The following is an 11,901-nucleotide window of genomic DNA, read 5'->3' as shown; positions in this document are numbered from 1 at the left end:
CTGGCGACTAGGCTGGGCCTCCCGCACCGTGAGGAGTATGTCCCGATGTCCGTCCCCACCATCGCCGTGTTCGTTGGCAGCCTGCGCAGGGATTCCTGCAACCGCAAGCTGGCCCATGCGCTGGAGAAGCTCGCCGGTGATCGCGCGCGCTTCCAGTACGTGCAGATCGGCGATCTGCCGTTGTACGACCAGGATTTCGACGCCGATTATCCGCCGCAGGGCACCCGGCTGAAGGACCAGGTGCGCGCCGCCGACGCGGTGCTGTTCGTGACACCCGAGTACAACCGGTCGGTGCCTGGCGTGCTCAAGAACGCCATCGATATCGGATCGCGCCCGTACGGTGACAGTGCGTTTGCCGGCAAGCCGGCGGCGGTGATCGGCGCCTCCATCGGCCAGATCGGTACCGCCGTGGCCCAGCAGCACCTGCGCAACTGCCTGGCCTTCCTGGACATGCATGTGCTGGGCCAGCCCGAGGCATTCATCCACTTCAAGGACGGCCTGATCGATGCCGACGGCACGATCCACAACGAAGGCACGCAGAAGTTCCTGCAGGGTTACGTGGACCGGTTCCTGGCGTTGATCGCAGTGCACGTCAAGGGCGATTGACGCCTGCGGGGTCAGAGTCCCTGCGTCGAAGGGGATCCGACCCCGGGGCGTTGATCTGCGATAATGTCCCGCTTGGGCGCCGCAACGGCGCCCGTCGCAGGCAGTGCGACGCTCTCACGCCAGTCTGGTCAGGTACCGGCGGATATCCCCCGTTTTCCCACGGCTTATCCACAGGTTTGTCCATGGCTGCCGGGGTCGGCACATGCCTACACTCATCTGGTCCACTTTTGCAGGAAACACCGCAGCATGTCCGCTCGTCCCGGCTTCCGTTCCAACCGCAGAGAGCGCGGTGATGGCTTCGATCGCGATCGCGACGAGTCGCGCATCGACCAGTTGCGGGTACCGCCCCATTCGGTGGAAGCCGAGCAGGCGGTGCTGGGTGGCCTGATGCTGGCGCCCGAGGCGTATGACCGTGTCAACGACCAGCTGACCGAAAGCGACTTCTATCGTCGCGATCACCAGATGATCTATCGTGCGATCCGCGAGCTGTCCGAGCGCGAACGGCCGTTCGATGCGGTAACGCTGGGCGAGTGGTTTGAATCGCAGGGCAAGATGGAACTGGTGGGGGACGGCGCCTACCTGATCGAACTGGCCAGTACCACGCCGTCAGCTGCCAACATCGTGGCCTACGCCGAGATCGTGCGCGACAAGGCGGTGCTGCGGCAGCTGATCCAGGTCGGCACCGACATCGTCAACGACGGTTTCCAGCCGGAGGGGCGTGACAGCAGCGAGCTGCTGGCCTCGGCGGAAAAGAGCGTGTTTGCAATCGCCGAACAGGGTGCGCGTGGCCGTACCGATTTCGTGGCCATGCCCGGTGCACTGAAGGATGCCTTCGAGGAGCTGCGCAACCGCTTCGAGAACGGCGGCAACATCACCGGCCTGCCGACCGGTTACAACGATTTCGATGCGATGACCGCTGGCCTGCAGCCGACCGACCTGATCATCCTCGCGGCGCGCCCGGCAATGGGCAAGACCACCTTCGCGCTGAACATCGCCGAGTACGCGGCCATCAAGTCGAAGAAGGGCGTGGCGGTGTTCTCGATGGAAATGTCGGCATCGCAGCTGGCGATGCGCCTGATTTCCTCCAACGGCCGCATCAACGCGCAGCGCCTGCGTACCGGCCAGCTGGAAGACGAGGACTGGAGCCGCGTCACCAGCGCGATCAAGATGCTGAAGGAGACCAAGATCTTCATCGACGACACGCCGGGCGTGTCGCCTGAAGTGCTGCGTTCCAAGTGCCGCCGCCTCAAGCGCGAGCATGACCTGGGCCTGGTGGTGATCGACTACCTGCAGCTGATGAGCGTGCCGGGCAACAGCGAGAACCGCGCGACCGAAATCTCGGAAATCTCGCGTTCGCTGAAGGGACTGGCCAAGGAACTGAACGTGCCGGTGATCGCGCTGTCGCAGCTCAACCGCTCGCTGGAAACGCGTACCGACAAGCGCCCGGTGATGGCCGACCTTCGCGAATCGGGCGCAATCGAGCAGGACGCGGACATGATCGTGTTCATCTACCGCGACGACTACTACAACAAGGAAAACTCGCCGGACAAGGGCCTGGCCGAAATCATCATCGGCAAGCACCGTGGTGGCCCGACTGGCTCGTGCAAGCTGAAGTTCTTCGGTGAGTACACCCGCTTCGACAACCTGGCCCACGATTCGGTCGGTTCGTTCGAATAACGGTCACGCCGGCCGCTGGCCGGCAACCGCCACCGGGCGCTGAGAGCCAAGGCACCGGCAGGAGCCACTGTCAGCGCGGGTTCCATGCGGTTGCCACGAAGCGCAGCCGGGCGTGGGCGTGGCGTTGCACTGCGCTGGATCGGTTTCATCGCCCCCAGCCCGGTTTCGTCGCAAACCGTTTGCCGGCGCCAGGGCAGGGCGCCAAGGTGTCCGCAGGCGGCAGGGTGCCGCCCCAAGGAGACCGTGATGAAGACCCTGTTCGTGCTCGGCGTGTGGTGCCTGCTGTTCGTACTGTGCTGGCCGCTGGCGATCCTCGCCCTGATCGCCTGGCCGTTCGTGTGGCTGCTGAGCCTGCCGTTCCGACTGGTCGGCATCACCTTCTCGGCGCTGTTCGCGTTCCTGCGCGCGCTGTTCATGCTGCCGGCGCGCATGCTCGGTGGCCGGGCGGTGCCCGCATGAGGGCGGTGGTGCTGGTCGGTCTGGCCCTGTTGGCCGGCCCGGTACTGGCCGCACCTCCAGCACCGCCTTCGGTGTGGCTGGAGCGCCAGCAGGCAGCCGGTGCCGACGAAGCGAATGCTGCGGGGGCGAAGCCTCTGGCGGTACCCGAGGCCAGGGAGCGCTGCCGGGTCACCAAGGAATGGAAGGTCGGCGAGACGGTGGTGCAGCATCGGGTCTGTGAGGATCCACCGAAGAAGCCGGCTGGAAAGGCGTAGCGCCGAGCCCATGCTCGGCTAGGCCATCACGGACCACCAAATGCGCAGCCGAGCGTGGGCTCGGCTCTACACCAGGGCAGCCAACAAAAAACCCCGCCGAGGCGGGGTTTTTCTTCTGCAGGTGAGTGCCGACCAACGGTCGGCACCTACCATGATGCAGATCAGTTCGCTTTGTGGATGGCGCGCTTGCTGACCGCCATCGCGGCGTCGTGGATCACTTCCGACAGCGACGGGTGGGCGTGGCAGATGCGGGCCAGGTCATCGGCTGAGCCGCTGAACTCCATGGTCAGCACGCCTTCGTGCACCAGTTCGGAGACGTTGGCGCCAACCAGGTGCATGCCGAGGATGCGATCGGTTTCGGCATGGGCCAGGATCTTCACGAAGCCGGCCGGCTCGATCATCGCCACTGCACGGCCGTTGGCGGCGAACGGGAAGCTGCCGGCCTTGTACGGAATGCCTTCGGCCTTCAGCTGGGCTTCGGTCTTGCCGACCCAGGCCAGTTCCGGCTCGGTGTAGATGACCCACGGGATGGTGTCGAAGTTGACGTGGCCCGGCAGGCCGGCGATCAGCTCAGCCACCGCGATGCCTTCCTCGAAGCCCTTGTGCGCCAGCATCGGGCCGCGCACGCAGTCGCCGACCGCCCACACGCCGTTGACGCCGGTGTGGCAGTGCGCATCGACTTCGATCTGGCCACGCTCGTTGATCTTGACGCCGGTGCCTTCGGCCAGCAGGCCCTTGGTGGCGGCGCGACGGCCCACGGCCACCAGCAGCTTGTCCACGGTCAGGGTCTTTTCGCCTTCCGCGTCAGTGTAGGTGACGATGACTTCCTTCTTCTTGCCCTTGCCGGTGATCTCGGTCTTGGAAACCTTGGCATTGAGCTTGATGTCCAGGCCCTGCTTCTTGAATTCCTTGGCAGCGGCCTTGGCCACCTCGGCGTCGGCAGCCGCCAGGAACTCCGGCATGGCCTCAAGGATGGTGACTTCAGCGCCCAGGCGCTTCCACACGCTGCCCAGTTCCAGGCCGATCACGCCGGCACCGATCACCGCCAGGCGGTTCGGCACTTCGGTGAAGTCCAGGCCGCCGACGTTGTCGACGATGGTCTCGCCGTCGAACTTGGCGAACGGCAGTTCGATCGAATCCGAACCGGCCGCGATGATGACGTTGGTGCCCTTCAGCTCGACTTCCGAACCGTCGTGCTGCTTCACCTTGACCACGTTGCCCGGCTGCAGCTGGCCGAAGCCGTAGTAGGTGGCGACCTTGTTGGCCTTGAACAGCATGCCGATGCCGCCGGTGAACTGCTTGACGATCTTGTCCTTGCGGCCAATCATCGCCTCGACGTCGATCTTGGCATCCTTGAAGCTGATGCCGTGGTCGCCAAAGATGTGGCCCATGTTCCAGAACTGGCGCGAGGAATCCAGCAGCGCCTTGGACGGGATGCAGCCCACGCGCAGGCAGGTGCCGCCGAGGGCCGGCTTGCCGTCCTTGCCCAGCGCTGCGTCGATGCAGGCGGTCTTCAGGCCCAGCTGGGCCGCGCGGATGGCAGCGTGGTAACCGGCCGGGCCGGCACCGATGACGACGACGTCGAATTGTTCAGCCATTGAATTATTCCTTGATGCATTACCAGAACCCCTCCGCGCAGGCGCGGAGGGGCGGGAGGTTTCTTACAGGCCGAACAGCATGCGGCCCGGGTTTTCCAGCTGGTTCTTGATGTCCACCAGGAACTGCACCGAGTCCTTGCCGTCGATGATGCGGTGGTCGTAGGACAGCGCCAGGTACATCATCGGCGCGATCACGACCTGGCCGTTCTGGGCGATCGGACGCTCCTTGATGGCGTGCATGCCCAGGATGGCGCTCTGCGGCGGGTTGATGATCGGGGTCGACAGCAGCGAACCGAAGGTGCCGCCGTTGGTCACGGTGAAGGTGCCGCCCTGCAGTTCTTCCAGGCCCAGCTTGCCGTCACGTGCCTTCTTGGCGTAGTCGGCGATGGTCTTCTCGATGTCGGCGAACGACATGCGCTCGACGTTGCGCAGGACCGGCGTGACCAGGCCCTTCTCGGTCGACACGGCGATCGAGATGTCCGAGTAGCCGTGGTAGATGATGTCGTCGCCGTCGATCGAGGCGTTGACCAGCGGGAAGCGCTGCAGCGCGTTGGCAGCGGCCTTCACGAAGAAGCTCATGAAGCCCAGCTTGATGCCGTGGGCCTTGACGAACTCGTCCTGCAGCTCCTTGCGCGCCGCCGACACCTTGGACAGGTCGACTTCGTTGAAGGTGGTCAGCATGGCGGTGGAGTTCTTCGACTCCATCAGGCGCTCGGCGATGCGCTTGCGGATGCGGGTCATCGGCACGCGTTCTTCCGGACGTGCGCCACCGGCCTTGCCGGCGCCGCCGTTGCGGGCGAAGTTGACGATGTCTTCCTTGGTCACTGCACCACGACGGCCGGTGCCGTCGACGTCGGCCGGGTTCACGCCTTCGGTGATGGCGGTGAAGCGGGCGCCCGGCGGCAGGGTGTCGGCGGCCGACTTGGCAGCCGGAGCCGGAGCGGCGGCAGTGGCCGGAGCAGCGGCGGCCGGTGCGGCTTCAGCCTTCTTCTCTTCAGCGGCCGGAGCCGGAGCCGCAGCCACGGCGCCTTCTTCGATGATCGCCACGACCTGGCTGGAGGTCACGGTATCGCCTTCCTTGAACTTGATTTCCTTCAGCACGCCGTCAACCGGCGACGGCACTTCCAGCACGACCTTGTCGGTTTCCAGGTCAAGCAGGTTTTCGTCGCGCTTGACGGCGTCGCCCACCTTCTTGTGCCAGGTGGCGATGGTGCCGTCGGCGACGGATTCGGGCAGTACCGGGGCTTTGACTTCGGTGGCCATTGCGGGAGCTTCCTGGTTTGTCTTCTAAATAGGGGGAGGATTATTCAGCGAACGTGTCGTTGAACGGGTTGACCAGTGCGTCGGCAATCAGCTGCTGCTGCTCGCGGACGTGGTCAGCCATGTGACCGGCAGCCGGCGACGCCGAACGTGCGCGACCGGCGTAGTGCAGGTTCTGGCCATCGGCCAGGCAGAACTGCAGGTGGTGGCGGATCTGGTACCACGCGCCCTGGTTCTGCGGTTCTTCCTGCGTCCACACCACGTCGGTGGCCTTGCCGTACTTCTTCAGCTCGGCAGCCAGCAGCGCACGCGGGAACGGATACAGCTGCTCCACGCGGATGATCGCCACGTCGTCCTGGCCACGCTTGGTCTGGTCTTCCAGCAGGTCGTAGTAGACCTTGCCCGAGCACAGCACCACGCGCTTGACCTTCTTGGCATCGGCATTGGCGTCGCCGATCAGGTGCTGGAACTCGCCATTGGCCAGTTCGTCCAGGGTCGACACGGCCAGCTTGTGGCGCAGCAGCGACTTCGGCGACATCACCACCAGCGGCTTGCGGGTGGTCATGTGCAGCTGGCGACGCAGCATGTGGAAGGCCTGCGCCGGGGTCGACGGCACGACAACCAGCATGTTCTCCAGGGCGCACAGCTGCAGGAAGCGCTCCAGGCGCGCCGAGCTGTGTTCCGGGCCTTGTCCTTCATAGCCATGCGGCAGCAGCAGGGTCAGGCCGGAAATGCGGCCCCACTTGGCTTCACCGGCGGCGATGAACTGGTCGATCACCACCTGGGCACCGTTGGCGAAGTCGCCGAACTGGCCTTCCCAGATGCACAGCGTGTTCGGATCGGTGGTGGAGAAACCGTACTCGTAGGCCATCACCGCTTCTTCGCTCAGCAGCGAGTCGATGACGGTGGCCTTCTCCGGCGAATCCACCAGCTGCCGCAGCGGCATGTAGTAGTTGTCGGTCTTCTGGTCGTGCAGGATCGCGTGGCGGTGCGTGAACGTACCGCGGCCGACGTCCTGGCCGACCAGGCGCAGCGCATGGCCTTCGTCGAGCAGGGTGGCGTAGGCCAGGTTCTCGGCAAAGCCCCAGTCGCCCGGAATCTCGCCGGCGGCCATCTTGCGGCGGTCGTCGTAGACCTTGGCCACGCGCGAGTGCAGCTGCACTTCGTCCGGGATGGTGTTGATCAGCTTGGCCAGCTCGACCAGCTTGTTCTTCTCGACCTTGGTCGAGACCGGATCGGACAGCTTGCCTTCCAGCAGCTTCGGCCAATCGACGAACAGCGGGCTGCTCGGCGGGGTCTTCTCGACCTTGGCCAGCTCGGTGGTCACTTCACCCGCGTCCAGCTTCTCACGGTAGGCATCGACCATGGCCTTGCCGGCACCGGCGGCGATCACGCCCGCCTTTTCCAGCTGCTCGGCATACATCTCGCGGGTGGTCGGGTGCTTGCGGATCACCTGGTACATCAGCGGCTGGGTGATCGCCGGCTCGTCGGCCTCGTTGTGGCCCCAACGGCGGTAGCACATCAGGTCGATGACCACGTCCTTGGCGAACTTCTGGCGGAACTCGAAGGCCAGCTGCGCGGCGAACACGACGGCTTCCGGATCATCGCCGTTCACGTGCAGCACCGGGGCGGCGATCATCTTCGCCACGTCGGTGGCATAGCGCGTGGAGCGCGTATCCAGCGGGTTGGAAGTGGTGAAGCCGACCTGGTTGTTGACCACGATGTGCACGGTGCCGCCGACGGCGAAGCCGCGGGCCTGCGACATCTGGAACAGCTCCATGACCACGCCCTGGCCGGAGAAGGCCGCGTCGCCGTGGATCAGGATCGGCATGACCTGCTTGCGTGCGGTGTCCTTGCGGCGCTCCTGGCGCGAACGCACGGAACCGGCCACGACCGGGTCGGCGATTTCCAGGTGCGACGGGTTGAACGCCAGTGCCAGGTGCACCGGGCCACCGTCGGTGGCCACGTCGGCGGAGAAGCCCATGTGGTACTTCACGTCGCCGGCCGAAGCGTGCTCGTCGTGTTCGAACTTGCCTTCGAATTCGTCGAACAGCTTGCGGGGGTTCTTGCCCAGGGTGTTGACCAGCACGTTCAGGCGGCCGCGGTGGGCCATGCCGATCACCACGTCCTTGACGCCATCCTTGCCGGCGCTGCGGATGATGGTGTCCATCATCGGGATCAGCGAGTCGCCGCCTTCCAGCGAGAAGCGCTTCTGGCCGACGTACTTGGTGTGCAGGTAGCGCTCCAGGCCTTCGGCCGCAGTCAGGCGCTCCAGGGTGCGGCGCTGGGTGTCAGCGTCCAGCTGGTAGTTGCCACCGGCCGCTTCCAGCTTCTTGTAGATCCACTGGCGCTGCTCGACCTCGGAGATGTGCATGAACTCCGCGCCGATCGAGCCGGTGTAGGTCGCCTTCAGGCGTGCGAGCAGGTCGCGCAGCTTCATGCGCGGCTGGCCGCCGACGCCGCCGGTGCTGAACTCGCTGTTGAGATCGGCATCGGACAGGCTGTGGAACGGCAGGCCCAGGTCCGGGGTGTTGACCGGCGCGGCCAGGCCCAGCGGATCGAGGCGGGCGTCCAGGTGGCCGCGCGAGCGGTAGGCGGTGATCAGACGACCGACATTGCGCTCGCGCTCGTCGCCCGCACCGGTGCCGGTGCCAGCTTTCAGCGCATCCTTGGCCGCGTCCGCGATGTGGGAGATGACGGCCGAGTGCGGAATGTCACCTGCTTCGCGGCCCTTGAAACCGTCGAAGTAGGTTTTCCATTTGGGATCGACACTATCCGGGGAGACCAGGTACTGCTCGTACAGGTCCTCGACATAGGAGGCGTTGCCGCCGGCGAGTTGCGAAGATTGCGCAAACTGCTTCAGTTGATTGTCCACGATGGAGGGTGTTGATTCGCTTTGTGGGGTATGGCTTCAGAAGGACCCGGCAGGAAGATGAATAGCCCTGCGCGAGCGCGTTCAAACAGCCAAATTGTACCCCCAACCGGACACGAAGGGGCACCACCACAGGTATCCCGCGTCCGCTGGTGCCGGTTCCAGACAGGTTGGGTCAGCGGTGCCGGCTCAGATGCCGAGCGCGCGCAGTTCGCTGCAATCGCGCGAACGGTCCCAGACGCGCTGCAATTGCTGCTCGAACGGCTGCGAACGTGCCGGCAGCGCGATGCCGGCCTCGCCGTCGAGGCGATGGCCGATCAGACGAAAGTAGAAGTCGCCCGCATCGTTGAGCAGGCAGGCCGAGGCCAGCGCGCGGTCGACCGGATCGCTGACCTCGCGGAACTGGATCACGCTTGGCAGGCGCTGGGCCAGCGCCAGCAGCGGTGCCCCGGCAGAGGCGATCGCAGCGGCATCGTGCACGATCACCCGCAGCTGCTTGTCATGGCGGGCGGTGACGAAGCGGCGCAGGGCGGCCTGTACCGGGGGCGCGTCGAGCAGCCCCGGGTCCAGCTGGCGGCTGTGCAGCCACAGCTGGCGACGGGCGCGGTGGATGATGGCTGTGGTGATGGCCACCGCCTCGGCGCGGCGGTCGATCGCGCTGGCCGCGCCCAGCCGGCGGCGCATCTGCTGGTGGCCGATGCCGGCCTCCTCGAACACCTCGCCTTCAGGCAGGAAGCCCTGGCGGACATAGAATTCGCGGGCGGGCAGCTGGGCGTGCAGGTGCAGCTCGGCCAGGCCGAGCCTTCGCCCGGCCTCGACCAGTGCCTCCAGCAGGGCCTCACCGACCCCGTGGCTGCGATGGCTGGCCAGCACGGCCATGCGGCCGATGCGGCCGTCCGGGGCCAGCCGACCGGTGCCGACCGGCTGGTTGTCACTGTCCAGTGCCAACACATGGACGCTGACCGGGTCCAGCGCATCGCGTTCCAGTTCCGCAGCGATGCCCTGTTCCTGCACGAACACGCGTTGGCGCACGTTGTGGATGGCAACGTGGGCGTCGGCGTGGCTGACCTGCTGGACCCGGATCATTGTGAGCGCTCAGGCCCGGCCAGTGCTGTCGTCGTCTTCGTCGTCCTCGAAGTTGACGATGACCTCGATACCGTCGTCGTGCACGGTCACGGAGTGGACATCGTCGGACACCGCGTCGGCGTCGATCGCATCCACCCGGTCACGGCCTTCAACGACCTCGCCGAGCACTACGGCATCCTCGCCGTCGTCCTCGTCTTCGGCCTCGTACACCTCATTCGGGTCGATCAGCTGGAACACGCCGCCGACCAGCAGTTGCTGGAGCACGGCACGGCCCTTGTCGGACAGGCCGCGATAGGCGGCGGCGTCGAGCTGCTCGGCGCCGGCCAGGCGCTGGGCGTCCTTCACCGGCAGCGCGAAGTCCTGGCCGCTGACGTACAGGCTGGCACCGCGCTTGGCCCGGCGCCAGGCCAGGCGTGCCCACGGGTGGCGCTGCAGCAGCAGGCCGGAGGCCAGCGCCTGGACTACTTCCTCCGGTGCCGGTGCGGCCTGGTGGGCCATCACTTCGCCGGCGGCGCGGTAGGTGGTGATGAAGCGACCGAACCAGTCACCCAGCTTGTCCGGGTCGTTCATGCGGATGGCATTGAGCGCGGTGATCACCCGCGCCATCGCCACCGTGTCGATTTCGTTCGGGTCGGCCGGCACCTTGAGGTCGGCATCCTGGTAACGGATGTTCTCGTTGGCATCGGCGATCAGGGTGTCCAGGTAGTCGCTGATCAGTTCGGCCGAGGACGGTGCACGCATGCCGAACGAGAACGTCAGGCAGGGATCCTCGGCGACGCCGTGGTGCGGCACGTTCGGCGGCAGGTACAGCATGTCGCCCGGCGCCAGCACCCAGTCGTGGGTCGGCTTGAATACCTTCAGCAGCTTCAGTTCCACGTCCGGGCGGAAGCCCAGCGGTGGCTGCCTGCCCTTGATCGATTCGCTGGCGTCGATCTGCCAGCGGCGGTGGCCGTGGGCCTGCAGCAGGAACACGTCGTACTGGTCGACATGGGCGCCGACCGAGCCGCCGGTGGCGGCGAAGCTGATCATCACGTCATCCATGCGCCAACGCGGCAGGAAGCTGAAGTGCTCGATCAGGGCGCGCACGTCCGGATCCCACTTGTCCACGTCCTGCACCAGCAGGGTCCAGTCGTGGTCGGGCAGGGCGGGGAACACGTCTTCCTGGAACGGGCCGGTGCGCACGCGCCAGCCGTCCCGGGTCTTGTCGTGCTCGATCAGGCGCGCCAGCACGCCTTCCTCGCAGGCCAGCCCGGCCAGGTCTTCCGGCTGCACCGGGGTCTGGAAGTTGGGGAAGGCGTTGCGGATCAGCAGCGGGCGTTTCTGCCAGAAGTCGCGCAGGAAGGTGGCCGGCGCCATGCCCAGCGGCTGGCCGGGGCGGGCGGTGACTTCGATGAGGGGGGCGGAGGACTTGCGGGCGGCCATGGGGAATCCTTGCAGCGGAAAGCGGGAGGGGCGGCGCGGCGGGCCGCCAAGGAGTCCATTGTCCGCCGTTCGTGGGGATTGCGCACGTGCGGTGGTTTGTCGCGGGGTGTCCGGCCAACGGCGGAGCCCCTCGTGGCGACATCTTGGTAGGGTCGACTGTTAGTCGACCGGCTTCATGGGCTTGGCCGGGCGGGTGGGCTGCGCGGGGGACGCTGCAAGTACGTCCATGTAAGCTCGATCGCCGCATCCATGCGGCTCACGCCCCCGCACAGCCCACCCGCCCGGCCCCTGACAATTTCCTGCGCGGCCCGCCACGGAATGGAAGAAGAAAAGCAAGGCAAAAGCGGGTCGCGCGCTGCGCTTGCTCGTGTAGAGCCGAGCCCGCGCTCGGCTTGCTGTTGCCCACGTCCCAAAGCAGCCGAGCACGGGCTCGGCTCTACAAAAGACCCTCAAACAAAGAGGGACGCGGCGAAGCCGCGTCCCTCTTTCAAATTCCGTCCCGACAACCCAATGCTCTTCGATCCGTCACCGGGAATCTGTCAGAGGTGGGGCGGGTTGGGTTCGCGGGGGTGTCTGATCTGGCCCCCCGTCAGCGGACGCCAAGAAGCGATACTTTGATCGCACTTGGAGGTCCCTTATGTCCCGTATCACCCGTCGTAGCTACACC

9 protein-coding genes are annotated in these 11,901 nt (G+C 65.9%); 4 read left to right on the top strand and 5 right to left on the bottom strand.

All coding sequences use genetic code 11. The features are described from left to right. Positions 1-45 precede the first annotated feature (45 nt). The 4 genes from AC2A1N_RS04955 to AC2A1N_RS04940 all read left to right on the top strand — a co-directional run bounded on the left by AC2A1N_RS04955 (position 46) and on the right by AC2A1N_RS04940 (position 2,996). The gene (locus tag AC2A1N_RS04955) at positions 46-606 is read left to right on the top strand and encodes an NADPH-dependent FMN reductase (protein WP_134969316.1); all 561 of its coding nucleotides are present in this window, start codon (positions 46-48) and stop codon (positions 604-606) included. A gap of 246 nt (positions 607-852) precedes the next feature. Continuing rightward, positions 853-2,283 carry a replicative DNA helicase gene (locus AC2A1N_RS04950; RefSeq protein WP_005417526.1) on the top strand — a complete coding sequence of 477 codons (1,431 nt, stop codon included), beginning with the start codon at positions 853-855 and terminating at the stop codon, positions 2,281-2,283. A gap of 246 nt (positions 2,284-2,529) precedes the next feature. Then, positions 2,530-2,742, top strand: coding sequence for a hypothetical protein (locus tag AC2A1N_RS04945; protein WP_242894099.1), 213 nt, complete (start codon positions 2,530-2,532; stop codon positions 2,740-2,742). After that, the gene (locus tag AC2A1N_RS04940; protein WP_134969315.1) at positions 2,739-2,996 is read left to right on the top strand and encodes a hypothetical protein; all 258 of its coding nucleotides are present in this window, start codon (positions 2,739-2,741) and stop codon (positions 2,994-2,996) included. The genes AC2A1N_RS04945 and AC2A1N_RS04940 overlap by 4 nt, the downstream gene beginning before the upstream one ends. Before the next feature lie 161 nt (positions 2,997-3,157). On the opposite strand, the gene lpdA is transcribed toward AC2A1N_RS04940, so the two are convergent. From lpdA to AC2A1N_RS04915, 5 genes are all read right to left on the bottom strand, one after another. Beyond that, complete coding sequence (gene lpdA / locus AC2A1N_RS04935; RefSeq protein WP_242894101.1) at positions 3,158-4,594, bottom strand: dihydrolipoyl dehydrogenase; 1,437 nt, start codon at positions 4,592-4,594, stop codon at positions 3,158-3,160. A 63-nt stretch (positions 4,595-4,657) separates the two neighbouring features. Next, entirely contained in the window at positions 4,658-5,857 is a 1,200-nt protein-coding gene (sucB, locus tag AC2A1N_RS04930; protein WP_242894103.1) for a dihydrolipoyllysine-residue succinyltransferase, read from the bottom strand. Between the two features lie 40 nt (positions 5,858-5,897). After that, positions 5,898-8,729 (bottom strand): 2-oxoglutarate dehydrogenase E1 component, encoded by a 2,832-nt coding sequence (locus AC2A1N_RS04925; RefSeq protein WP_005417518.1) that lies wholly within the window; start codon positions 8,727-8,729, stop codon positions 5,898-5,900. 186 nt (positions 8,730-8,915) lie between these two features. Beyond that, positions 8,916-9,812, bottom strand: a complete 897-nt coding sequence (locus AC2A1N_RS04920; protein ID WP_484371676.1) for a GNAT family N-acetyltransferase — start codon at positions 9,810-9,812, stop codon at positions 8,916-8,918. A gap of 9 nt (positions 9,813-9,821) precedes the next feature. Continuing rightward, complete coding sequence (locus tag AC2A1N_RS04915; protein WP_242894108.1) at positions 9,822-11,234, bottom strand: ribosomal protein uL16 3-hydroxylase; 1,413 nt, start codon at positions 11,232-11,234, stop codon at positions 9,822-9,824. Positions 11,235-11,901: the final 667 nt, after the last annotated feature.

The sequence above is a fragment of the Stenotrophomonas maltophilia group sp. SKK55 genome (genome assembly GCF_057179845.1).
The sequence above is the reverse complement of the archived record's forward strand: the minus strand, read 5'-3'. Positions and strand labels throughout refer to the sequence as shown.